At 30.7% G+C, this 23869-nt stretch carries 24 protein-coding genes and 1 tRNA gene; 15 read left to right on the plus strand and 10 right to left on the minus strand.

Features of this window, described 5'->3' with window-relative positions; translation table 11 throughout:
- The first annotated feature begins 90 nt into the window (after nt 1-90).
- From MHN29_RS12355 to MHN29_RS12370, 4 genes are all read left to right on the plus strand, one after another.
- The gene (locus MHN29_RS12355) at nt 91-528 is read left to right on the plus strand and encodes a DUF4293 domain-containing protein (protein ID WP_150900811.1); all 438 of its coding nucleotides are present in this window, start codon (nt 91-93) and stop codon (nt 526-528) included.
- 226 nt (nt 529-754) lie between these two features.
- Nucleotides 755-1405, plus strand: a complete 651-nt coding sequence (locus MHN29_RS12360) for a response regulator transcription factor (protein ID WP_150900810.1) — start codon at nt 755-757, stop codon at nt 1403-1405.
- 287 nt (nt 1406-1692) lie between these two features.
- Complete coding sequence (locus tag MHN29_RS12365) at nt 1693-2358, plus strand: hypothetical protein (protein ID WP_235276038.1); 666 nt, start codon at nt 1693-1695, stop codon at nt 2356-2358.
- Between the two features lie 27 nt (nt 2359-2385).
- Nucleotides 2386-4293, plus strand: a complete 1908-nt coding sequence (locus MHN29_RS12370) for a tetratricopeptide repeat-containing sensor histidine kinase (RefSeq protein WP_235276039.1) — start codon at nt 2386-2388, stop codon at nt 4291-4293.
- Here the strand turns inward: MHN29_RS12370 and MHN29_RS12375 are convergent.
- Nucleotides 4276-4773, minus strand: a complete 498-nt coding sequence (locus MHN29_RS12375; protein ID WP_235276040.1) for a metallophosphoesterase — start codon at nt 4771-4773, stop codon at nt 4276-4278. The two genes, MHN29_RS12370 and MHN29_RS12375, sit on opposite strands and share 18 nt — an antisense overlap.
- A 154-nt stretch (nt 4774-4927) precedes the next feature.
- Here MHN29_RS12375 and truA point away from each other — a divergent pair, with 154 nt between their 5' ends.
- From truA to MHN29_RS12390, 3 genes are all read left to right on the plus strand, one after another.
- Nucleotides 4928-5662, plus strand: a complete 735-nt coding sequence (gene truA, locus MHN29_RS12380; RefSeq protein WP_150900806.1) for a tRNA pseudouridine(38-40) synthase TruA — start codon at nt 4928-4930, stop codon at nt 5660-5662.
- Nucleotides 5662-7428: an ABC transporter ATP-binding protein gene (locus MHN29_RS12385; protein WP_235276041.1), complete on the plus strand. Its 1767-nt coding sequence runs from the start codon at nt 5662-5664 to the stop codon at nt 7426-7428. Before truA ends, MHN29_RS12385 begins: the two co-directional genes overlap by 1 nt.
- 70 nt (nt 7429-7498) lie before the next feature.
- The gene (locus MHN29_RS12390; RefSeq protein WP_235276042.1) at nt 7499-7954 is read left to right on the plus strand and encodes a hypothetical protein; all 456 of its coding nucleotides are present in this window, start codon (nt 7499-7501) and stop codon (nt 7952-7954) included.
- A 47-nt stretch (nt 7955-8001) separates the two neighbouring features.
- On the opposite strand, the gene cdaA is transcribed toward MHN29_RS12390, so the two are convergent.
- Both cdaA and folP read right to left on the minus strand, forming a co-directional pair.
- On the minus strand, nt 8002-8784 hold the full coding sequence (cdaA, locus tag MHN29_RS12395; RefSeq protein ID WP_235276043.1) for a diadenylate cyclase CdaA: 783 nt from the start codon (nt 8782-8784) through the stop codon (nt 8002-8004).
- Nucleotides 8785-8818: 34 nt separating this feature from the next.
- Nucleotides 8819-9640, minus strand: coding sequence for a dihydropteroate synthase (gene folP, locus MHN29_RS12400; protein ID WP_235276056.1), 822 nt, complete (start codon nt 9638-9640; stop codon nt 8819-8821).
- Between the two features lie 80 nt (nt 9641-9720).
- On the opposite strand from folP, the gene MHN29_RS12405 reads away from it, so the two are divergent.
- The 5 genes from MHN29_RS12405 (at nt 9721) to MHN29_RS12425 (ending at nt 13475) form a co-directional block, all read left to right on the plus strand.
- Nucleotides 9721-10266: a DUF1599 domain-containing protein gene (locus MHN29_RS12405; RefSeq protein ID WP_150900802.1), complete on the plus strand. Its 546-nt coding sequence runs from the start codon at nt 9721-9723 to the stop codon at nt 10264-10266.
- A 17-nt stretch (nt 10267-10283) separates the two neighbouring features.
- Nucleotides 10284-11258 carry a DoxX family protein gene (locus MHN29_RS12410; RefSeq protein ID WP_235276044.1) on the plus strand — a complete coding sequence of 325 codons (975 nt, stop codon included), beginning with the start codon at nt 10284-10286 and terminating at the stop codon, nt 11256-11258.
- A gap of 46 nt (nt 11259-11304) precedes the next feature.
- Entirely contained in the window at nt 11305-12330 is a 1026-nt protein-coding gene (locus MHN29_RS12415; protein ID WP_235276045.1) for a GyrI-like domain-containing protein, read from the plus strand.
- Between the two features lie 64 nt (nt 12331-12394).
- The gene (gene crcB, locus MHN29_RS12420) at nt 12395-12766 is read left to right on the plus strand and encodes a fluoride efflux transporter CrcB (protein WP_235276046.1); all 372 of its coding nucleotides are present in this window, start codon (nt 12395-12397) and stop codon (nt 12764-12766) included.
- Nucleotides 12767-12770: 4 nt separating this feature from the next.
- Nucleotides 12771-13475, plus strand: coding sequence for a crotonase/enoyl-CoA hydratase family protein (locus MHN29_RS12425; protein WP_235276047.1), 705 nt, complete (start codon nt 12771-12773; stop codon nt 13473-13475).
- A 25-nt stretch (nt 13476-13500) separates the two neighbouring features.
- Here the strand turns inward: MHN29_RS12425 and MHN29_RS12430 are convergent, their stop codons facing one another.
- Nucleotides 13501-14109: a DUF1684 domain-containing protein gene (locus tag MHN29_RS12430; RefSeq protein WP_235276048.1), complete on the minus strand. Its 609-nt coding sequence runs from the start codon at nt 14107-14109 to the stop codon at nt 13501-13503.
- Between the two features lie 411 nt (nt 14110-14520).
- Here MHN29_RS12430 and MHN29_RS12435 point away from each other — a divergent pair, with 411 nt between their 5' ends.
- A complete protein-coding gene (locus tag MHN29_RS12435; protein ID WP_150900796.1) occupies nt 14521-14751 on the plus strand; it encodes a hypothetical protein in 231 nt (76 codons plus the stop codon).
- Nucleotides 14752-14911: 160 nt separating this feature from the next.
- Nucleotides 14912-14986 (plus strand) — tRNA-Pro (locus MHN29_RS12440).
- Between the two features lie 39 nt (nt 14987-15025).
- On the opposite strand, the gene MHN29_RS12445 is transcribed toward MHN29_RS12440, so the two are convergent.
- Genes MHN29_RS12445 through MHN29_RS12455 form a run of 3 tightly spaced genes read right to left on the minus strand, consistent with a single transcriptional unit; the run spans nt 15026 to nt 16990 of the window.
- Nucleotides 15026-15619, minus strand: a complete 594-nt coding sequence (locus tag MHN29_RS12445) for a hypothetical protein (RefSeq protein ID WP_235276049.1) — start codon at nt 15617-15619, stop codon at nt 15026-15028.
- A 2-nt stretch (nt 15620-15621) separates the two neighbouring features.
- Nucleotides 15622-16119, minus strand: coding sequence for an RNA polymerase sigma factor (locus MHN29_RS12450; protein ID WP_235276050.1), 498 nt, complete (start codon nt 16117-16119; stop codon nt 15622-15624).
- Complete coding sequence (locus tag MHN29_RS12455; RefSeq protein ID WP_235276051.1) at nt 16112-16990, minus strand: alpha/beta fold hydrolase; 879 nt, start codon at nt 16988-16990, stop codon at nt 16112-16114. The genes MHN29_RS12450 and MHN29_RS12455 overlap by 8 nt, the downstream gene beginning before the upstream one ends.
- A gap of 329 nt (nt 16991-17319) precedes the next feature.
- On the opposite strand from MHN29_RS12455, the gene MHN29_RS12460 reads away from it, so the two are divergent.
- Nucleotides 17320-18198, plus strand: coding sequence for a hypothetical protein (locus MHN29_RS12460; RefSeq protein WP_235276052.1), 879 nt, complete (start codon nt 17320-17322; stop codon nt 18196-18198).
- A 58-nt stretch (nt 18199-18256) separates the two neighbouring features.
- Here MHN29_RS12460 and MHN29_RS12465 read toward each other — a convergent pair whose 3' ends face one another.
- The 3 genes from MHN29_RS12465 to MHN29_RS12475 all read right to left on the minus strand — a co-directional run.
- Complete coding sequence (locus MHN29_RS12465; RefSeq protein WP_235276053.1) at nt 18257-18793, minus strand: retropepsin-like aspartic protease; 537 nt, start codon at nt 18791-18793, stop codon at nt 18257-18259.
- 198 nt (nt 18794-18991) lie between these two features.
- The gene (locus MHN29_RS12470; protein WP_235276054.1) at nt 18992-19900 is read right to left on the minus strand and encodes a type IX secretion system membrane protein PorP/SprF; all 909 of its coding nucleotides are present in this window, start codon (nt 19898-19900) and stop codon (nt 18992-18994) included.
- 10 nt (nt 19901-19910) lie between these two features.
- The coding region (locus MHN29_RS12475; RefSeq protein WP_239176080.1) for an MBG domain-containing protein at nt 19911-23869 on the minus strand (3959 nt) is incomplete at its 5' end.

The following is a 23869-nucleotide window of genomic DNA, read 5'->3' on the forward strand; positions in this document are numbered from 1 at the left end:
TACTTATACGACAAATATATACAAATATTTTAACTTGTAATATTTCTTTTTAAAAAAAGAAATATTACATTTGCTACCCCAATAAAAAACATGATACAAAGAATACAATCTATATATTTATTAGTAGCCGCAATTATTTCTGGCGGTTTAACTTCTGTTTTTAGTTTATGGACTAATGCAAAGAATAATACTCCTATATATATAATGGATTTATTTTCTGGAGCTTCTATAATAGAAAATGTGACTCCTGTATTATTTTTTACTTCAGCCATATTAGCTATTGTAACTTTGTTCTTATTTAAGAACCGTCAGTTACAATTTGTATTAGGGCGCTTAAACATATTGATAAACCTTTTTTTATTAGGGATATTGATATATCTATCACAAACATTATCTGGAGAAGCTTTAGTTTCTGAGAAAGGTATTGGGATGTTCTTTCCTGTCATTGTTATTTTGCTGTTAGTTTTAGCAAATAAAGCCATTAAGAAGGATGAAGATCTTGTAAAATCTGTAGATAGATTACGATAAACCTAACATCTTAGTATATTTAGTGCGAAAAAACCGAGATTCTTAATCTCGGTTTTTTATTTTTGTTATATACTCAATCATTGAGCCTTAGAAACTTAAACGTTAAAGAAATGTTAAAGAAAATAGGGTTAACCCTAATCAGATAGGGAAAACCCTGAGATACGTTTAGGGGTATTGAGTATTGTACACACCGCTTATATACTATAGATTTGTAAATGTAACAACGATGGATTACAAGATAAAAGTTCACATAGCTGATGACCATAAAATCTTAATTGATGGAGTTATCGCTTTATTAAATACCGAAGACAATATTGAAATTGAAGGCTATTCCTTAACGGGAAGACAAGTAGTCAATTGGTCGGCTAACAACCATGCAGATGTTTTGGTTTTAGATATTAATATGCCAGAAATGGATGGTATTGAAGTTTTAAAAACGTTTAAACAACGTAATACAAAAATTAAAACGATAATACTTTCAAGCCTAAGCGATCCGAAACTAGTACAGGAAATGGTACTACTAGGCGCTAACGGATTTGTAGACAAAAGCTGTGCTAGCGATCATATTATAGATGCAATTAAGACTGTTTATAATGGTGTTCAATATTTTAGTGATGATATTAAAAGTAAATTACTAGAATTATATATGTCTGAATCTAAAGCTGAAGAGCAAGAAGCACCTCATAATGATTTGACGGAGAGAGAAGTTGAGGTATTGAAGCAAATAGCTTTAGAAAAAAGTTCAAGTGAAATAGCTGAACATTTAAAAGTAAGTATTAAAACGGTAGAAACATATCGTAGAAATCTATACAAAAAATTAAAAGTTAAAAATGTAGTAGGTTTGGCGATGTACGCTGTAAAAAACAACATAGTATAGGTATAGAAACCCTTCAATTATTTTTCTTTAATCCCCCAAATAAAAGAAAATGTCCCCCGCAATCTATACAATACACTTTATGGTGTGCGTCGCTAATAACTATCTACTTTATATAAAATATTAAAATATAGCGGTGTACGTGTTTGCAATAACACAAATTAGAAAAACCCTTCATTTTGTTTTCTTTATACCCCCTAAAATAGAGCGTCCCCCGACACTATCTATATTTAGTACACCGCTTTTTCTTTTCACCCCTTAAATAACATAACAATTTAAAACATTACATCATGAACAAATTCACTCCATTTATCCTAGCATTAAGTATCATTTTTGGATCTTGTTCTTCTAATGAAAATGAAGGTCTTATCAACACACAAGAAAATTTATTAAAATCATACACCCTAAAAAGAGATGCCAATGGTGCTTACTCTATTGATTTTAATACCACTAACAATACAGATGTGACTACAGTTAAGAATGTAGACTCATCTAATGAAATCATACTATCTAAAGCAAATCATAATACAGCTAAAAAACACAGCAATGATTTTACCATCGAAAATGATCAGCTAAAAATAGGTTTTTTAGAATCTAATAAAGGGAATCGAACAAAAATTTCTATTGAAGATGAAAATATTACCTTTGCTAAAGGTGGTGTTACAGAGTTTTTAAACTCTTATAGTATTACTAAAAATGAAGATGATACTTTTTTGCTTGATTTTAAAGTGAATGACAATGTAGTTACAGAGTTTATTTACAATAACGATTCTGAAACTTATGAAATTCATTTATCAAAAGGAACTACAAAAGAAAAGGATTTTTCTAGACAATTAAACATTCCACGTACAGGCATACTAAAAGTTAATTTTGTAAACCATAAATACTTTGAAAAAACTGCTGATTTTGCACAAGTTTCAGAGAAACCAAAAGTTGAAATAGAGTGGGATATTTAATATACCTTACACAAAATTTATTTTTAAATGACGTATTCCAATAAAATAATAATTCTTTTTATTCTTATATCATCATCATTAAAAGCAAGTGCTATAAATGTAACTTTCAATTTTTTTTACCAAGACAAAAAAATTATTAAAAAAGATACGTCATTTCAATATGTAAATAATTTATATATAGAAAAAAAATACCCAGAAGCATTAAAAGAAACTCTTATATTATATAATAAAGCTAAAGAAGAAAATAACTTAACTCTCATGCATAAAAGTTCTGAGTTATTAGGTGAAATATATAGAAAGTCTTTTAATTATAATTTATCTTTGAAGTATTTTAAAATTTCGTTAGAATATCTTATAGAAAAAAACAAAGGTATTAACGATAACTTTAACAACAAGTCTTCCATCAACTTACTAGCTAAAAGTTATTTAAAAATTGGCGCTACATATTTAAAAATTTATAAAGACTTAAAGCATAAAAATAATAACGCCACTTATCAAAAGCTAATTGATATTGGAGTATCTCAAAAAAACGAACATAAAGTTGAATCTTACGAAAAAATTTCAGCTCTTAAAGATAGTGCTTTACACTTTTTTTCAAAAATTGAATCACTTCCTCCAATTAATGACGAAGTACTGAGATATAAAGCTAGCTCTCACATCAACTTATCTGCTATTTATCAAATAGATTCTATGTATGTAAAGGCTAAAAAATTTGCTTTAAAAGCAATTAAAATACATAAAGACAGAAATGATAAAATTAAGTTAGCTAGATCTCAAAATAATTTAGGAAATATATTATTATTAACTGAAGAATTTAATAAAGCAAAAAATACGTATACTGAAGCCATTGAAGTAATAAAAAAAGACAATTCTGAAAAAGCCACTAAACTAAAAGCCAATTTATACTATAATTTAGCTTGGGCTATGAGAAAACTAAAAGACTACAAAGCTTATGATTTTCAAGAGTTATCATATGAAATAGAAGATGTTTTAAGGGAAAAAGACATAAGACAAATTGTAAAAAAAATCGAAGCTAATCATAATGAAAATTTAGAACAACAAAAAATCAATTTAGTTAAAGAGCAAAGAAAATTAGAAGAAGCACAACAAGCCAAAACCACTTTACTTTTTGGTGCTTTAAGCTTGTTAGTTATCGTTATTTCTGGAGTAGTGATATATAATTACAAGTTACGACAAAGCAACTTACAATTAAAACTTTCTGAATCTGATTTACTGCAACAGCAAAGTATAGAAAAATTAAAGTCAGATGCACAAATAAAAATATTAAATGCTACCATAGACGGTAAAGAAACTGAACGAAAACAAATAGCAGAAACCTTACATGATAACGTAAGTGCATTACTATCGTCTGCAAACATGCATTTAAGTGCTACTAAAAAACAATTTAATGGAGATGCTCCTCAAGAAATTGAAAAAACTCGAGAAATTATTTTAGAAGCCTCTCAGAAGGTAAGAGATTTATCACATAACCTAATCTCTTCCATTCTATTAAAATTTGGTTTAGAGTACGCTTTAAAAGATGTTGTAAAAAAATATTCAAATAGTGAATTAAAATTTGAAGTTAAAGCAAATAACATTAGCAGATATAATCAGGAATTTGAAATCAAAATATTTAATGTTATTCAAGAATTAATAAATAACATTATAAAACATAGTAATGCAAGTAGTGCAGAAATCATATTAAAAGCAGAGAATAATCAACTAACTATTCTTGTCAAAGATGATGGGGTAGGTTTTGCTACCTCATCTTCTTCTATTAATGATGGTATTGGACTAAATCAAATAGAAGCTCGCATTAAAATGATGAGCGGTAAACTTGCCATTGATTCAGAACCTGATAAAGGAACTGAAGTTTTTATACTAGTTCCAATACAGCAACAAAAAGAATACGGTAGTTTATCCTCTGTGAGCTAATTCAATTACTTCCATATTCGTAATAGCTCCTTTATCTATTTCAAAACGTAACATAGTTCTTACTTTATGGAAACCATGATTCCCCGCAGCTCCTGGGTTTAAATGTAATAGCTTAAGTTTTTCATCAAATTGAACTTTTAAAATATGAGAATGTCCACAAATAAAAAGCTTTGGACGTTCTCTTTTTAACTCTTCTCTAACTCTTATGTTATACTTATTAGGATATCCACCAATATGAGTAATCCACACAGAAACACCTTCAACAACAAATTTATTATCCAAAGGAAATTCAGCTCTTGCATCTTTATCATCAATATTACCATACACCGCTCTTAAAGTTTTGTATTTCTTTAGAGTATCAGTAACTTTTAAATCACCAATATCACCTGCATGCCAAACTTCATCTGCTTGTTTTACAAACTTCAAAATTTGATCATCAATAAAACTGTGGGTGTCGGAAAGTAATAAGATTTTTTTCATTACAACAAAACTAACAAATCTCTAATATTAGCACATACAAACTTCAAAAAAACACTTAATTACTATATAAAATAACATCAGAGCATTTTATTTTTTTAAGCCATAAAACTAAGTTTATAATTTCATAATTTAGCTTTTTAAAATTTCATTTTATTTGAGGTATTTTATCGAGTTAGCTTACAACGGAAAAAGCTATCATGGTTGGCAGGTACAACCAGACGCAATAACAGTTCAAGAAAAAATAAACAAGGCTATTAGCACAGTACTTAGAGAAGAAATAAGTATTGTTGGTGCTGGTAGAACAGATGCTGGCGTACATGCTTCTCAAATGTATGCGCATTTTGACACTGATAAAAAACTAGACGACAATTTTGCCTTCAGGTTAAATTCTATTTTACCAGATGATATTGTTATATTTAATACTAAATTAGTTCACAACGAAGCCCATGCACGTTTTGATGCTAGTAGCAGAAGTTATGAATATAAAATTTGGCTTGGTAGAAATCCTTTTTTATTAGATAGTTCATGGCAATTATACAATCAAAAATTGAATCTTGATTTAATGAATCAAGCAGCTGCAATTTTATATGAGTATGAAGACTTTGAGTGTTTTTCTAAAGTAAAAACAGAAGTTTACACTTTTAATTGCAATGTAACCAATGCAGAATGGGTTTTAAATGGAAATGAATTAACATTTCATATTAGTGCTAACAGGTTTTTACGTAATATGGTGAGAGCAATTGTTGGAACTTTAATGGATGTAGGACAAGGAAAAATTACAATTGACGATTTTAGAAAAATCATAGAAAGTAAAAATAGAAGCAATGCAGGAACATCTGTTCCAGCAAAAGGATTATTTTTAACAAAAGTAGCATACGATTATATATAGTGAGTACATCAACAGGAAAAGCATTTGACATTAAAATTTTTGTAAGACTAATGAGTTTTGCAAAAAAATACCGCACCCGATTTATTATAGCAGCAACTTCTACAATATTACTTGCTGGTTTTGCTGTATTAAGTCCAGTTATATTAATGACTGCTATTGATGATTTTGTTGCAAACAAAAATCAAACAACCCTACTATATTACACAATAGCAATGTTTGCAGTATTACTTATTCAAGTATTATTTCAATTTAGTTTTATTTATTATGCAAATTGGGTAGGACAGCATATTATAAAAGATATTAGAACAAAAACATTTAGAAAAATACTCGATTTTAAAATGGGGTATTTTGATAATTCATCAGTGGGTAAACTAGTTACAAGAGTAGTTTCTGATATTGAAACCATCGCAAACTTCTTTACTCAAGGAGTTTTTATGATTGTTAGTGATATTCTTAAAATGATAGTGGTAATTATCGTTATGGCATTTACCAACTGGAAACTAACTATAATAGCATTGGTAACATTACCTGTTTTAATTTACGCTACCAAACTTTTCCAAATAGCAATAAAATCAACATTTCAAGATGTAAGAAATCAAGTAGCAAACCTAAATGGATTTGTACAAGAAAGAGTTACAGGGATGAAAATTGTTCAGCTTTTTAATCGTGAGAAAATTGAATACCAAAACTTCGTAGAGATTAACAACAAACACAAAAAAGCACATATAAAAACAGTTTGGTACTACTCTATCTTCTTCCCTATTGCTGAAATTTTATCGTCAATTGCTATTGGATTAATTGTATGGTATGGAGGGTTACAAGTAATAGACAATAGCGCCATATCTGTGGGAGCTATTATTGGGTTTATCAAAATGGCTCAAATGTTATTTAGACCACTTCGTCAAATTGCCGATAAATTTAACCAATTACAAATGGGAATTGTAGCAGGTGAACGTGTTTTTAAAGTAATTGACACAGAAAGCTCAATTAATAAAGATGGAAATATTACAGCAGACTCTTTAGAAGGAAATATTAATTTTAAAGATGTTCGTTTTAGCTACATTAAAGGAGAAGAAATATTAAAAGGTATTAGCTTTAATGTTAAAAAAGGAGATACTGTTGCCATTGTAGGAGCTACTGGAGCAGGAAAATCAACAATTATAAACCTTATCAACCGTTTTTACGAAATTGATAGCGGTACTATTTGTATTGATACTATTCCAGTTGAAAATTACGAGATTAATTCTTTGCGTAAAAAAGTAGCAGTAGTTTTACAAGATGTTTTTCTGTTTTCAGATACCATCTACAATAATATTACTTTAAAAAATGAACATATTTCTCTTGAAGAAGTTAAAGAAGCAGCCAAACAAATAGGTATTCATGAATTTATAATGAGCTTACCTAACAATTATCAATACAATGTTAAAGAAAGAGGAGCAATGCTTTCTTCTGGTCAACGACAATTAATTGCTTTTTTACGTGCATATGTTAGTAAGCCTAGTATTTTAATTTTAGATGAAGCAACTTCTTCTGTAGACACTCATTCTGAACAAATGATTCAATATGCTACAGATAAAATAACTAAAAATAGAACTTCTATTGTGATTGCTCACAGGCTTGCAACGATTAAAAAATCGGATACAATTATTGTAATGGACAAGGGTGAAATTGTAGAGCAAGGAAGCCATACAGAACTGCTTAAAAAGGATAATGGTTACTATAAAAATCTTTACGACAAACAATTTAGCACAGAAATTATTTCATAAATAATTTGTTTAAGAGACTCAAAACAATAAATTTGTTACTCAATCAATTTAAACTAAAAATCAATTAATCATGAAAAAAGTAATTTTATCTGTATTTGTTGTTGGAGCTTTATTAGCAACTTCATGTAAAAACTCAAAAGAAGAAACTAAAGCTGCTACAGATGCTGCTGTTGAAGCAACTGAAAAAGCTGCTGAAGCTACTACTGAGGCTGCTACTAAAGTTGTTGAAGAAGCAGAAGCTGCTGTAGAAAAAGCTACTGAAGCTGTTGAGTCTGCTTTAGAAGGAGTTACTATCCCTAGTTTTGACAACGAAAAAGTAGATGCATACGTAAAAAGTTATGCTGCTTACGCAAAAGATTATATCGATGCAAAAGGAGATGTTCTTAAGAATACTGAATTAGCTAAAAAAGGTGTAGAATTAGCTGCTAAAGGAAAAGAAATTGTAAGCTCTTTAGATGCTGAAACTGCTAAGAAATTTAATAGCGTAATGACAGCTATCCAATCTAAAATGGCACCAGCTAAATAATTTTAGATTTTTATAAAAACTAAAAAGCTCGCTAAAGCGAGCTTTTTTTATGCAGTTAAATCTTTTTGTAATTTCTTAAATAATTCTTCTGGAGTTTTATACAATACAAACTCTCCATTATTTATATACGATATTTCACCTGTTTCTTCTGACACTAATAAACAAATTGCATCAGTTTTTTCAGTAACACCTATCGCTGCTCTATGTCTTAATCCAAACCTAGAAGGAATTTTGGTACTATCTGAAACCGGTAAAATAACACGAGTAGCAATAATGTAGTTATCTCTAATAACTGTAGCACCATCATGTAAAGGGCTATTTTTATAAAAAATACTTTCTAGTATTGCCTCATTTACCAGAGCATTCATTTTATCTCCAGTATTAATTAGAAAATCTAAATTATTCGTTTTTTCAATTACTATTAAAGCTCCAGTTTTAGTTTTCGATAAATTAAAACACGCTTTTAAAATTGTTTCAATATCAATTTCTGAATTGATTTCCGATTGTAAAAATTTTAATTGATTTAAAAACCCACGTTTCGTAGAAAAATTAGTAGTACCTATCATTAACAAGAACTTTCTAATTTCTTGTTGAAACACTATAATCAGCGCAATAACTCCTCCTGAAAGTAAATAACCTAATATTCCACTAAGCATTTCCATATGAAGTGCTTGAGTAATTTTCCAAATCAAAAAAATTAAAGCAATTCCAATAACTATATTAATGGCTACCGTTCCTTTTAATAACTTGTATATATAATATAAAAGTACAGCGACTAAAATAATATCAAGTACATCCAGAAACGAAAAATCAATAAAATCTAAACTCATTTATTTTATAGAAGTTTTAGTAAATGTAATCATTTTATGATAATTGCTCCACTATTTTAACAGCTTCTACCGCTTCTTTTACATCATGAACCCTTAAAATATTAGTACCATTTAGCAAAGCAATCGTATTAGCTACTGTTGTCGCATTCAAAGCTTCTTGTGGAGTTATATCTAATAATTTATACAACATCGACTTTCTAGAAACTCCTGTTAAAACAGGAACATTCAAATGTTTAAACAAGCTTAATTTTTGTAACAATTCGTAGTTATGTCCTAGTGTTTTTCCAAAACCAAAACCTACATCAATTATAACATCATTTATTTTTAGTTCGCGAAGCTTAAAAATTTGAGCTGCAAAAAATGAAGTTATTTCTTTAATTATATCAGTATAAGTAGGGTTTTGCTGCATATTTTTAGGAGTTCCTTGCATATGCATCATAATATAAGGCACTTGTAATTTCGCTACCGTTTCAAACATTTTAACATCCATTACTCCCCCAGAGATATCATTAATTATTGCTGCTCCAGTATTAATAGTTTCCTCTACTACCCTACTCCTAAATGAATCTACAGAAATTATAATTTCTGGAAACTTTTTTACTAATAGTTCAATAACTGGTACAATTCTCTGTAACTCTTCTTCTTCAGAAACATGCTTAGCTCCTGGTCTTGATGAATAAGCTCCCACATCAATAAATGTAGCTCCATCATTTAACATTTTTTCTGTCTGTACAAGTATCTCTTTCTCATTTTTATATTTACCACCATCAAAAAAAGAATCGGGGGTAATATTTAAAATCCCCATTACTTTAGGAGAAGAAAGGTCTATTAAACTTCCTTTACAATTAATTGTCATCATAATAAATTTCCAAGTAAAAATAAACGAAAAGCTTGTAATATTTACTATTTTTGGTCGATTACTTTTAAATAAAAAAGATGCAAAACACATCCCAACAATACGATTCAGTAGTTGAAGAATGTAGAAGTTTGTTTATTAAAAAAATGAGTGACTATGGTAGTGCATGGAGAATATTAAGACTGCCATCATTAACCGATCAAATTTTTATCAAAGCTCAACGTATCCGACAACTACAAGAAAACACTGAACGTAAAGTAGATGAAGGTGAAAAATCAGAATTTATTGGAATTATTAATTATTCAATAATGGCTTTAATTCAGCTAGAAAAAGGAGTTGTTGAACAACCTGATATGAATACTGAAGAAGCTACTGATTTGTACGACAAACATGTAAAAATTACCAAAGAGTTAATGGAAAATAAAAACCATGACTATGGTGAAGCATGGAGAGATATGAGAATTTCTTCCTTAACAGATTTAATTCTTCAAAAACTTCTTCGTGTAAAACAAATTGAAGATAACCAAGGAAAAACTATAGTTTCAGAGGGAATAGACGCAAATTATCAAGATATGATTAATTATGCTATTTTTGCTTTGATTCACCATTCAGAATTAGACAGTTAACCTAAACCCCTTAAAAAATGATTTTAAAGATTTCAACACATATTTCAAGAGTACTTGTAGGACTTTTATTTATTTATTCAGGATTTGTAAAACTAGTAGATCCTATAGGTTCTCAATATAAATTTCAGGAATATTTTAGTGAAGGAGTATTAAACATGGAATTTTTAATTCCTTATACTTTACCTTTTTCAATTCTTTTAATTGTAACTGAGTTAGTTTTAGGAATAATGCTTTTAGTAGGTTTTAAACCTAAATTTACGGTTTGGAGTTTGTTTAGCCTTAACTTAGTATTCTTATTCTTAACCTGGTATTCATATACTTATAACAAAGTAACTGACTGTGGTTGTTTTGGAGATGCTTTAAAACTTACACCTAAAGAAACATTTTATAAAAATGTCGTATTCATGATTTTTATCGTGATTTTAATTTTAGGATTAAGATACATTACACCTTTAATTTCTAAAAAAGTAGGTGCTTTAGCTACATACGCTTCAGTTTTCTTTTCACTAGTAATTGTATATCACGTTTTACAACACTTACCAATTATAGATTTTAGAGCTTACTCAATAGGAACTAATATTGCTGAAGGAATGGCATATAAAGATGGAAGCGATGAAGTTCCTCCTATTCATGATTTTATGATTGAAACTGATGAAGGTGATAAATTAGAAGAAATGCTTGGTAAAGATAAAGCAATGTTAATTATACTTTACAACTTCGAGAAAACTGAAAAAGAAGGATTACCAGCTATTTCAAAAGTAGCAGCTGATGCAAAAGCTAAAGGATATGAAATTTATGTTTTAACAGCTTCTTATATTGAAGACTTAGCAGCTACACAAAAAGAATTTGGTTTACCATATACTTTTGGTTTTTGTGATGAAACTGCTTTAAAAACTGCAATTAGAGCCAACCCAGGAGTTATTACTGTAGAAAATGGAGTTATTGTAGGAAAGTGGAATTGGACTGATGCTGACGACATTGTTTTAAAATAACAATTTAAAAATCAGTAACTTTACAATAAATCAAACTATAATAATTATGAAAATCTTAAAATACATACTGCTACTTATAGTGGCAGTAATTGCTATTGGTTTAATTTACGTTAGCACTTATTCTGGAAGTTATGACGTAAGTAGAAGCAAAGTAATAAAAGCTCCGATTGCACATGCTTTTAATACTGTAAACGATTTAAAAACATGGGAAAAATGGGGTCCTTGGCATGATGAAGACAGTACTATTGTAGTAACTTATGGTGAAAAAACAGTAGGTGTTGGTGCTTCTGATAGCTGGACAAGTAAAGATGGACCTGGAAAAATGGAAACTGTTGCTTTAGTTGAAAATAAATCTATTGATCAAAAAATATCTTTTATGGATAATGAACCAGGAGATATTTATTGGAATTTTGAAGAAGTAGCGGAGGGTACAAAAGTAACATGGGGTATGAAAGCTGAAAAATCTCCTTTTGTTTTCAAAATGTTTGCTGCATTGACAGGAGGTTGGGACAACATGCTTGGACCTATGGAAGAAAAAGGGTTAGATAATTTAGAAAAAGTTCTTTTAGAAACAATTCCAGCAACTCCTAAGTTTACCATTGGTGAAATTTCTACAAAAGAGGTATCTGAAAAAATCTTTATCGGATTTCCTCATAAGATTAAAATTAACCATGAAGAAATGACACGTTTATTCATGCAAGATTTACCTAAAGCAGGAATACATGCCGCTAAAAGCGGATTAAAATTAGGTGATTACACTCCTGGGGCTGTATTTAGTAAATACGACGAAAAATCTGGAGAAACTGAATTTTATATTGGATTACTTTTAAACAAAGACTTAGCACCAGCTACAGGAATGAAAGTTGTAAAGTTACCTGCAGGTAATAGCCTAGTAATATCTAAATTTGGTAATTATGGAGAAGGTGATTATGATGCACATACCAAAATAGGCAATTATTTAAAAGAGAATAATCTTACTCAAAAATGGCCAATTTGGGAACTGTATGTTAATGACCCAAGTACTGTAAAACCTACAGAAATTCAAACTGATATTTATTATCCAATTGAATAATACAAAAACTATATCTTCATAAAACCTCACAAAATTTGTGAGGTTTTATTATTTTCGCACATATATGAAACAACTATTATTAGTTTTTATTGGTGGCGGAACTGGGAGTGTTTTGAGATACCTTATAGGCAAACTTTTAAATAGCCCTGCAACAGGTATTCCTTATGGCACATTTGCAGCAAACGTTTTAGGTAGCTTATTTATTGGTATCATCTTAGGTTTAGCCGCAAAAAATGAAGCTTTAACTCAAAATCACACCTTATTATTAGCTACTGGTTTTTGTGGAGGTTTCACTACTTTTTCAACCTTTGCTTATGAAAATCATATTTTCTTAAAGTCGGGAGATTTTACCTCTTTTGCTTTTTATACAATTGCAAGTTTCATCCTTGGTTTTTCAGCTGTTTTTGCTGGAATCTATTTAATTAAATTTATATAAACATATGAGTACCCCTGTTCAGTATACATCGAAAGATGCTTATGTAATTATTACTATTACAAACGGAAAAGCGAATGCTATTTCACACGAAGTTATAGATGCTTTAAACATTGCATTCAATCAAGCAGAACAAGAAAAGAAAGTTGTTATTTTAACGGGACAACCTGGTATTTTTTCTGCTGGATATGACTTAAAAAGCATGACAGCTTCTCCTGAAACTGCTTTAGAATTAGTAACTAAAGGTTCTAAGTTATCACTTAGAATGTTATCTTTTCCTTTTCCAGTTATCATCGCTTGTAGTGGACACGCAATTGCAAAAGGAGCTTTTTTACTTCTTTCTGCTGATTATAGAATAGGTACCGAAGGTGATTTTAAAATTGGATTAAACGAAGTTATGATTGGAATGACAATGCACCATGCAGGTATTGAAATAGCCAAAGCGCGCTTAGCTCCTATCTATTTTGAAAGAAGCATTAGTAATTCTGAAATATACACTCCTGCAAATGCTGTTACAGCTGGTTTCCTGGATAGAATTGTACCTGAAGATCATTTGATGCCGACAGCTATAAAGATTGCTGAAATGTTTTCTAACTTAAACAAAAAAGCACATGCTGAAACAAAATTAAAGGTTAGAAAAAACTATTTAAATTCATTACAACAAGCAATAGAACAAGATCGTATAGAAGGATTAAATCCTCCTATTAAATAAAAAAGCCTGCTAAGCAGGCTTTTTTTTATGGTTTTTTATAGGCCATTACTCCAGCCTTTACCTCAGTATCTAAATAATTATCTCTAGGTGTAATTGGACAAGAATATCGATCACTATACGCACAATAAGGATTATATGCCTTATTAAAATCAATAGTTATTGTACCATCCTCATTTTCGTCCGTGACTAAAACATCAATAAAACGCCCACCTTCATAAGAAGTTTTTCCATTGGTATTATCTAAAAATGGTAAAAACAAGTTATCCTTATATTTTGGTTCTGGGTGTTCATCTCGGTATATAGCCAATTTAAAATCTTTTCCATTAATTTTAAAAGAAACTATACCATACTTTTTATACACCGCAACTCTATCAGTAGTTGTAGGAAAATTAAATGTTGGAGCATCAGGTGTCTTAGTTAATTTAGCTCTTACGATATACTCTTCTGAAATTGGAAAAAAATCCAACCCCTTAAAGTTTCTCAATCCTTTTTTAGTTAATGGTGATTTAGAAGCATCCTTAAATTCAGTATTCATTTCTATCTGAAAAGGAGATTTTCCAGTAATTTTTCTCTTCTTCTGACTACTACATGACTGAAATACAACCACTAAAATTATTAATATTACTTTTTTCATTGAACCTGTTATGTTTAAATATTAAAGATTTTTAGCATAAAATCTTAAGACTTCAAAAATACTTTATTCTCAATAATCTACCATGAACAAATGAATAATCATCAAAAAAGCCCTGTATTTATGTTAATTTTCTGTAAATAGACTTGACATAACAAATAAAAATTATTATATTTAACTCAATAGATTACATCTATGATTAACAAAAACTAGGAAATTTTGGTCTAAATTACGTTATAAAGAAAATTTATAAAAAAATAAAATATTTTGATGAATTTATTATAGGTTAAATGAAAGATTAGTATATATTTGTCGCCCAATTTATTTATAGAGAAAATAAATCTTTTTTATTCGGAATCAATTACCAGACTTATTCTAAAAAAAGATAATTTAATTAAAATTAGTAGATATTTTATGAACTCAGAATTAATAAGTAAAGCAGATGAATTTGAAAACAGAAAGTTCAAATTTATCACTACTAGTGATCGAATATTAGCTTCTAGAGAAGCTAAAGCTTTGATATTAGAAATAAACGAGGTATATAAACAAACTAAGGACACTGCCTTAATGGACGCAATGAAAAGATTAACTGTTGTAAAACAGCGAATTGAAAAACGTTTAAAAGGTAAACCCTTAACTGCGTAATATTGAATAGAAACAATAAACGACAATTTACATCGTTTATAAAAATAGATAGAATAATACTTTTTAATCAACTATTATTCTTTATAATATTTATTCTTGATAAAAGTTCTAGGCCTTCCCTAGAACTTTTTATTTTTTAATAATATATTTGCTTTCAACTCGGGATGTAGCTTAGTCCGGTTAAAGTGCACGGCTGGGGGCCGTGAGATCGAAGGTTCGAATCCTTTCATCCCGACTTCACTGTGTTATAATTAGAGTGACACAAACATAAGCTCTATTTTTCAGTAGCATCTTCCAATTCAGTTATTAATTCTAAAACATCATTTTTATAACGATCGATTTTATTTGAATTTAAGTAAAACCCTACAAAAAATAATAGTATTGTAGATAAATGAATAAAAACCCTATTGATTTGATTAAATTCAAAATTAAAAATAGTTCCTTTATCATACATACCTATCAATGCAAAATTTACCCCAGCAATCATTAAAATTAGAAAAACCATAAGATATTTTTTTTCAAAATTTATCTTTTCTTTTAATTTACTGATATGATTTTTGATAAAACTTTGATTATTGAATTTAGTTTTATCACTAATTAAATTATATTTTCCTTTATAAAGAACAAATAACTTCATTGACATTCCTATTACAATAAGAACGTACGAAAAAACATAATAAATATTTTCAAATTCTGACAATCTTAAAAGTGAAGTAATTATTAAAACTAAAAAACATACTATTAATAAGATTCTTTTTTTTCTTATATCCTTTTCTACAGCATTTAAACGCTCAATTAACTCATCTACATTCAAAGTATTTGACGCTGACTTTTGATACATATCTTTCCACTTATTTAATTCTTCCATAATTATTTCATTTTTTTAGCTAATGCTGTTTTTATTCTATTTATTCTTACTCCAACATTAGAAATACTTAGACCTGTAATTTTTGCTATCTCATTATAACTATTATCCTCTAATAAAAGGTGAGTAATTATTCTATCAACTTTTTTTAATGAAGAAATTGCTTGATGTAATTTGTTTAACTCTTCTTCACTATAATGATTAGTTTCATTTTCCTCTACCTCTTTCTTTAAATTTTCAGATTCAACAGTGCTATATCTTTTATTTGACTTAGTCTTCTTATTCAATTGAAGAAGTGCTGTGTTCATTGCTATTCTATATATCCAAGTATTTATATTACTCTCTTTTCTAAAATTCTTTAAGTTATACCAAACTTTAATATAAATATCTTGAAACAAATCATCTGCATCTGCTTTATTTCCAACAAAACTTAAACATAATCGATAAATTTTATCTTTTGATTCTTTATATATCTGTTTGAATTCATCATCTGTTTTATTCATAAGAAATGAAAGATTTAATTCTATCATGAAACCATTTGGGTTCATCCAACATAATAAAATGTTTCGCTTTATTTGCTAGCACAATTTCACATTTCTTTGCTCTAGAATATTGTTTTATGAAACTTTGTTTAACAAAATCTTTTGTTACACCATAATTTTTTAAACCATACCAACTTCCAAGAACCAACATGGGTATTTCGATATTTTCAAGTTCATTTCTTAAATCTGTTGTCATTAATTCAAATATTGATTGCGAAATAGTTTCCCTATCAGATTTCATTATCCATCCTGATACTCGTTTTATATTTTTATCATCAGTAATCATTGTCTTTAACTTCATTACTTCCTGCTGATAAAACAAACTATCTGAAGTATTTAGAATTGTTTCTTTTATTTGTTTTGCTTGCGATAAAATAGTTTCTTTTGTGATACTAGAATTAAATACTGAAGGAGTAAAAGGATAGGAATCAACTATTATAACTTGTGAAAGTATTTTTGATTGAGAAGAAGCTATTGACAATGTTATAAATCCTCCTAAACTATGCCCAATAATAATTGGTTTTTCAGATAGCTCATTATTAATATACGCTATAACTCCTTTTTTAACAGCTGGTATGAAGCCATTTTTTAAATCTATACTTTTTTGATTATTAAAGCCCGCCAATGTTATAACATGACACTCATACTTTTTCTGAAGAAATTCTGTTGTTTGTCTCCAAATCTTACCTGAACAAGAAATTCCTGGTATAAGAATAATTGGTTTTCCTTTCCCTATAATGTCTACACTAAAAGGGTATGTCTTTTCAGTACTTTGTGATAGTAGACTATTCTGAATAAATACAACTAAGAGTAGAGTTGCTAATTTTTTCATTGTAAATATTTTTATAATTTACTCTTTAGATTAGCTAACTTAAATTTTATTACACTTTTTTATTATTTTTTTTAAATTCTTTTTTAAGCCATACTCAACAAATTATTTATAAATAAATACACTCTTCATATTATAAACCATCCTCAAACATGCACAAATACTGAACTTTATAACTTACTGCAACAAAGTGGCTTTAAAATACAGATAATTCAAAAATTTAACCAATTCAATAAATTAAATACATTATTTAAATATTTTTTTTAAAAATACAATAATACACGATTACATTCGTTTACAACTTGGTCAACCCCCAAACCCTTCAAAATATAATGAAAAAATTTATTAAATTAACAACGTTGGCTATTTTAGTTTCGTTGCAAAGTTGTGACAATCAAGAAATAGCTAAAGACATAGCATTAAGTGCTAATTCTCCAGAAACTGGTGTTTTACCAAGTGAATTTGGTAATCACAACACAGCACACAACTGTGCTACAGTTTCTCAATTTGGACCAAATTCTTATTGGTCAAATACACTTATTAATACAAGTGAAACAAATTTTTTAAAACAACAAAACAACAACGCTTCAAGTCTTTTTGGTATAGCTAATGTACCTCTTTATTTTGCAGCTGGAAGTGGTACTTTCAATGCTTTATCTTATGGACCTCCTGCAAATTATATTATTTGGGGTGAAGAAATGTTAAGAGGAGCTTTAAACTACGGTAGATCAGCTGTAGCTTATATTGCAGCACATGAGGTAGCTCATCAAATACAATTTAGACAAGGATACCCTTCAGTAACTGGACCTTCTAATACTGAATTAGAAGCTGATGGTTTTGCTGGATATTTCTTAAGAAGAAGTTATACTTCTACTTGGTCTGATGTTATTCCTGCATATAACTTTTCTCAATCTATTGCTGGAGCTAGTGGTTCTTCTCATGGTTCTGCTTCACAAAGACGTTCTGCTGTAAGATTAGGATGGTTATTAGGAAATAATGGTAATTTATCTAATGCAAGCCTAGATTATAACTTTTTTTACTACTATAACACTTATGTTATTCCTGGTAAATTAAAATCTAGTGATCTTAAAAAACCAGAAAAAATTGATGAAGAACTACACAAGTTTATGTTAACTAAAATAGAAGAATTAGTTGACATTCATACAGGGAAAATCTCTGAAAAAGAATACGCTAACTTAGGAAATAATTAAAAAATAATATTAAATATGGGGTGACCATTTTATAAAGAGAGGTTTTTAACCTCTCTTTTTATTTTTTTAAATATAGTATAAGATTAGAATAATCTATTATTGCCTTTTTATTTGTCAATATATCCGCTCCAATTACCCCATCAATTTCTTCCAACCCCATACTTTCAAATGCTTTATTTACATGATCTAAACTCATTAAAGTTAAACCTAACTCATCCATTTCTAACCCTCCTATTCTAAAGTTATTTTTCTCTGAAGCTAACATCTGTAATCCTGTTCCTCCAGCACCAGTACCTTCATCTTCTGACTTTACAGCTTTCATATGAAACTTTTCTTTATTTTTTTTATCAATAACAGTAGCTCCTGCTCCTGTATCTAAAATAAAGTTCCCTTTAACTCCATTAAGTAATCCATAAATATGTAAATGTCCAGAAGACATTTTTTTTAATTCTAATTTTACATATTCATCTTTAATCAAATAAGATTCTAAATTAAACTTCTGGCTCTCTACTGATTCTTCTTTTTTAGAACTAGGTTTACATGCACATAGGAATACTACAATAAACAGTAGGCTAATTTTTATTATTTTTTTCATAATGTTATATTATAATTTCGATGCAAGTTTATAGTTAGTTTAAACCTTATTAAGTTAACTAATGTTAATTAGAGTTAACTGTTATTTTCTTCTATAAAAACACATACATAGCTCCAAACTTTTCTTTCAATAAAAAAAAGAGCAAGTAATTTAAAATTACCTGCTCTTTTATAAATCAATCTATTTTCTGAAATACTTTTAAAAAAACCTTAGAAATTTAGACTTCTCTTTGCCAAAACTAAAGGTCATTAACACCTCGTGACTTCCTGAGTTAAAATCTCCTAAATTTGTAAAAGTATGATCGTATGCATATCCCATTCTCAATTTCTCAGTAACATTTAAACTAAAAATAGCTGAAAACGAATCGTCATACCTATACGACAATCCAAACTCAATATTATCGTAAAACAATACATTCGCAGAATATTCTACAGAAACTGGAGCTCCTACTGCTGCTTTCGCTAAAAATGATGGCTTAAATTTTATATCATCACTCATCTGAAAAACATATCCTCCTGTAAAGAAATAGTGTGTTTCTTCTAATGCCCTAGAAACGATACCGTTTCCTCTTTCAAAATGAATTGTTTTTAACAAATTCGGAGCTGACAATCCTAGATAATATCTATCTGTATAATAATAAAGCCCTACCCCAAAATTAGGATTCGTTTCATTTAAATTATTTTGAAAAGCAATATCACCTGAATTAACGGTATTTAAAAATGATAATGGTGCAGATAAAAGTGTAACACCAGCCTTTAAACCGAAAGCCAATTTTGCTGTTTCATTCACCTGCACTGTGTAAGAAAAATCTGCATATACATTTTGTTCAGATAAAGGACCTATTTTATCTGCTATTACAGAAAGGCCCATTCCTACATTCTTACCTAAAGGTGCTTGTGCATTAAATGTAAATGTTCTTGGTGCATCTTTGATACCAACCCATTGCGACCTACCTAAAACACTTAAAACCAAACCATCTTTAGATCCCGCATAAGCTGGATTTACAATATTCATATTATACATATACTGTGTATAATGTGGATCCTGTTGACCTTTAACAGAAAAGGTACTAAATATTACTATTATTATTAATATAACTTTTTTCATTTCTTTTCTATTATCTATTAATGTAAACCCAACCTGTAAATTGCTTACCACTTCCATCATTCAATTCAATAACATAATAATATGTGCCCACTGGAACCGGTTTACTACTATCAAATGTTAAACTAGCATTCGAATAACCATTCCACCATTGTGGATTACTACTTCCATTATTATCATATATGTAAACTTTTCTACCGTATCTATTATAAACTCCCATACTAAAGTTTCTATAGTTTGATAAAAATGGAATTACGAAAAGATCATTTACTCCATCTCCGTTTGGTGAGAAACCTTCTGGTATAATTGTACAGTCGGTTAAATCAATATGATCTGGTACTTTATCATTATCACAATCGTTCATGTACTCATCGATAGTTAATATTCCATCATTATCATCATCAGTATCTAAATAATCTGGTGTACCATCTCCATCGGTATCATCATTCGTTGGATCACCATCATTATTAATATCTTCATCAACAGTCAATACTCCATCACCATCATCATCTGTATCTTGATAATCAGAAACTCCATCACCATCACTATCTCCAGTACCTTCAGTATTATCTGAAATTCCATCTCCATCTGAATCCAAATCTAAATAATCAGGTGTACCATCTCCATCAGTATCACCTGCTCCTTCTGTTGCATCAGGAATACCATCGTTATCACTATCAGTATCTAAGCTATCAGGCGTACCATCACCATCACTATCACCATTACCTTCAGTAGTATCAGAAATTCCATCTCCATCATCATCTGGATCGGTAACATCTGGATCACCATCACCGTCAGTATCTACTTGAACTGTTACAGTTATTGTTTCTGTTACACAAACTTGTGGGGTAACTGCTGTATTACATACTTGTAATTCTATAGTTACAGTCCCTCCTTCTTCGCCTGCGGCTGGTGTATAAGTAACTTCTCCTGTTAATGGATCAATACTTACGGTTCCTGCTGCGGTTCCTCCTGTTTGAGTGATACTTGTATTTGCTCCTGGTCCAAAGTCATCATTAGCTAAAACATTAACCATAGCACTTTGACCTTCTACAACTGTTAATACATCATCTGCTCCTGTTGGCACTAATGAATTTGGATCGGTTCCATCTGGATTTCCATCATTATCATCATCAGGATCCGTAACATCTGGATCGCCATCGCCGTCTGTATCTGTTTGAACTGTTACTGTAACTCTTTCACTAACACAAACCTGAGGTGTTACTCCTGTATTACATACTTGTAATTCAATTGTAACTGTGCCTCCTTGCTCCCCTGGAGCTGGAGTATAAGTTACTTCCCCTGTTAACGGATCAATACTTATGGTTCCTGCTGCTGTTCCTCCTGTTTGAGTAATACTTGTATTTGCTCCTGGTTCAAAATCATCATTAGCTAAAACATTAACTGAAGCTGTTTGTCCCTCTCCTACAACTAAAACATCATCTGCTCCTGTTGGCACTAATGAATTTGGATCGGTTCCATCTGGATTTCCGTCATTATCATCATCTGGATCCGTAACATCTGGATCACCATCGCCATCTGTATCTACTTGAACTGTTACTGTTATTGTTTCTGTCACACAAACTTGTGGGGTAACTGCTGTATTACATACTTGTAATTCAATTGTAACTGTACCTCCTTCTTCGCCTGCGGCTGGTGTATAAGCAACTTCCCCTGTTAATGGATCAATACTTACGGTTCCTGCTGCGGTTCCTCCTGTTTGGGTGATACTTGTATTTGCTCCTGGTCCAAAATCATCATTCGTTAAAACATTAACCATAGCGCTTTGACCTTCTACAACTGTTAATACATCATCTGCTCCTGTTGGCACTAATGAATTTGGATCGGTTCCATCTGGATTTCCATCATTATCATCATCTGAATCTGTTACATCTGGATCACCATCGCCGTCTGTATCTACTTGAACTGTTACAGTTATTGTTTCCGTTACACAAACTTGTGGGGTAACTGCTATATTACATACTTGTAATTCAATTGCAACTGTTCCTCCTTCTTCACCTGCGGCTGGTGTATAAGTAACTTCTCCTGTTAATGGATCAATACTTACGGTTCCTGCTGCGGTTCCTCCTGTTTGAGTGATACTTGTATTTGCTCCTGGTCCAAAGTCATCATTCGTTAAAACATTAACCATAGCGCTTTGACCTTCTACAACTGTTAATACATCATCTGCTCCTGTTGGCACTAATGGGTTTGGATCGGTTCCATCTGGATTTCCATCATTATCATCATCTGGATCCGTAACATCTGGATCACCATCACCGTCTGTATCTACTTGAACTGTTACAGTTATTGTTTCCGTTACACATACTTGTGGGGTAACTGCTGTATTACATACTTGTAACTCTATAGTTACAGTTCCTCCTTCTTCACCTGCGGCTGGTGTATAAGTAACTTCTCCTGTTAATGGATCAATACTTACGGTTCCTGCAGCAGTTCCTCCTGTTTGAGTGATACTTGTATTTGCTCCTGGTCCAAAGTCATCATTCGTTAAAACATTAACCATAGCACTTTGACCTTCTACAACTGTTAATACATCATCTGCTCCTGTTGGTACTGATGGGTTTGGATCGGTTCCATCTGGATTTCCATCATTATCATCATCTGGATCTGTAACATCTGGATCACCATCGCCATCTGTATCTACTTGAACAGTTACAGTAACAGTTTCCGTTACACAAACTTGTGGGGTAACTGCTGTATTACATACTTGTAATTCTATAGTTACAGTTCCTCCTTCTTCGCCTGCGGCTGGTGTATAAGTAACTTCTCCTGTTAATGGATCAATACTTACGGCTCCTGCAGCAGTTCCTCCTGTTTGAGTGATACTTGTATTTACTCCTGGTCCAAAGTCATCATTCGTTAAAACATTAACCATAGCACTTTGACCTTCTACAACTGTTAATACATCATCTGCTCCTGTTTGTACTAATGGATTTGGATCGGTTCCATCTGGATTCCCATCATTATCATCATCTGGATCTGTTACATCTGGATCACCATCGCCGTCTGTATCTGTTAAAACATTTAAAGTACCAGAAACATAGTTAAAAGAATAATTATTATCTACTCCTCCTGATACTGTAATAGGATACATTCCGACTGGAGATGTAACTGTCGCTGTAGTACTCGCTACTGGAGCCGTATCTAAATCTGCAACACTATCTCCTAGTATAAAACCTGAATAAGTAATTGTAAGAACTGGATTAGCAACTCCCTCAGCTCGAGATTTATCATCTGCTGTTACTGTTAAAACTTTTTGAGTAACTGTTAAGTCTCCATCTACATAACTAATCGTATAGTTACTTGCTGTAAAGGTTCCTCCTGTCGCTGCTGATAATTGAATCGCATCTGTATAAGTACCAACTGCATCTGTAGCAGCATCTCCATCTGCATAGGCTACTGTTACTGAACCAATCGTTTCGCTATTGGCTAATCCTACTGAAGTAAAAGTAGTATAACCTGTACCGCCTGTTAAGCTACTTCCGTATTCTTTGTTCTGATCTGTAGCGGTAATTGTTAATGCTTTAGCCGTAACTGTTAAGTCACCATCTACATAACTAATCGTATAGTTACTTGCTGTAAAGGTTCCTCCGGTCGCTGCTGATAATTGAATCGCATCTGTATAAGTACCAACTGCATCTGTAGCAGCTTCTCCATCTGCATAGGCTACTGTCACTGAACCAATCGTTTCGCTGTTGGCTAATCCTACTGAAGTAAAGGTAGTATAACCTGTACCCCCTGTTAAGCTACTTCCGTATTCTTTATTCTGATCTGTAGCGGTAATTGTTAACGCCTTCGCTGTAACTGTTAAGTCACCATCTACATAACTAATCGTATAGTTACTTGCTGTAAAGGTTCCTCCGGTTGCTGCTGATAATTGAATCGCATCTGTATACGTACCAACTGCATCTGTAGCAGCTTCTCCATCTGCATAGGCTACTGTTACTGAAC

The sequence above is a fragment of the Tenacibaculum sp. Cn5-46 genome, from assembly GCF_022347705.1.
Classification (GTDB): Bacteria; Bacteroidota; Bacteroidia; order Flavobacteriales; family Flavobacteriaceae; genus Polaribacter; species Polaribacter aiptasiae.

Bases quoted from the DNA above. Each gene is read 5' to 3' on its own strand.
- MHN29_RS12425 (WP_235276047.1), top strand. From the start codon at position 12,771: ATGAGTACCCCTGTTCAGTATACATCGAAAGATGCTTATGTAATTATT.
- cdaA (WP_235276043.1), bottom strand. From the start codon at position 8,784: ATGAGTTTAGATTTTATTGATTTTTCGTTTCTGGATGTACTTGATATT.
- MHN29_RS12410 (WP_235276044.1), top strand. From the start codon at position 10,284: ATGATTTTAAAGATTTCAACACATATTTCAAGAGTACTTGTAGGACTT.
- MHN29_RS12435 (WP_150900796.1), top strand. From the start codon at position 14,521: ATGAACTCAGAATTAATAAGTAAAGCAGATGAATTTGAAAACAGAAAG.
- MHN29_RS12370 (WP_235276039.1), top strand. From the start codon at position 2,386: ATGACGTATTCCAATAAAATAATAATTCTTTTTATTCTTATATCATCA.
- MHN29_RS12360 (WP_150900810.1), top strand. From the start codon at position 755: ATGGATTACAAGATAAAAGTTCACATAGCTGATGACCATAAAATCTTA.
- MHN29_RS12470 (WP_235276054.1), bottom strand. From the start codon at position 19,900: ATGAAAAAAGTTATATTAATAATAATAGTAATATTTAGTACCTTTTCT.
- MHN29_RS12405 (WP_150900802.1), top strand. From the start codon at position 9,721: ATGCAAAACACATCCCAACAATACGATTCAGTAGTTGAAGAATGTAGA.
- MHN29_RS12375 (WP_235276040.1), bottom strand. From the start codon at position 4,773: ATGAAAAAAATCTTATTACTTTCCGACACCCACAGTTTTATTGATGAT.
- MHN29_RS12390 (WP_235276042.1), top strand. From the start codon at position 7,499: ATGAAAAAAGTAATTTTATCTGTATTTGTTGTTGGAGCTTTATTAGCA.
- MHN29_RS12465 (WP_235276053.1), bottom strand. From the start codon at position 18,793: ATGAAAAAAATAATAAAAATTAGCCTACTGTTTATTGTAGTATTCCTA.
- MHN29_RS12460 (WP_235276052.1), top strand. From the start codon at position 17,320: ATGAAAAAATTTATTAAATTAACAACGTTGGCTATTTTAGTTTCGTTG.
- crcB (WP_235276046.1), top strand. From the start codon at position 12,395: ATGAAACAACTATTATTAGTTTTTATTGGTGGCGGAACTGGGAGTGTT.
- MHN29_RS12430 (WP_235276048.1), bottom strand. From the start codon at position 14,109: ATGAAAAAAGTAATATTAATAATTTTAGTGGTTGTATTTCAGTCATGT.
- MHN29_RS12450 (WP_235276050.1), bottom strand. From the start codon at position 16,119: ATGAATAAAACAGATGATGAATTCAAACAGATATATAAAGAATCAAAA.
- MHN29_RS12445 (WP_235276049.1), bottom strand. From the start codon at position 15,619: ATGGAAGAATTAAATAAGTGGAAAGATATGTATCAAAAGTCAGCGTCA.
- MHN29_RS12455 (WP_235276051.1), bottom strand. From the start codon at position 16,990: ATGAAAAAATTAGCAACTCTACTCTTAGTTGTATTTATTCAGAATAGT.
- MHN29_RS12355 (WP_150900811.1), top strand. From the start codon at position 91: ATGATACAAAGAATACAATCTATATATTTATTAGTAGCCGCAATTATT.
- MHN29_RS12415 (WP_235276045.1), top strand. From the start codon at position 11,305: ATGAAAATCTTAAAATACATACTGCTACTTATAGTGGCAGTAATTGCT.
- folP (WP_235276056.1), bottom strand. From the start codon at position 9,640: ATGACAATTAATTGTAAAGGAAGTTTAATAGACCTTTCTTCTCCTAAA.
- MHN29_RS12365 (WP_235276038.1), top strand. From the start codon at position 1,693: ATGAACAAATTCACTCCATTTATCCTAGCATTAAGTATCATTTTTGGA.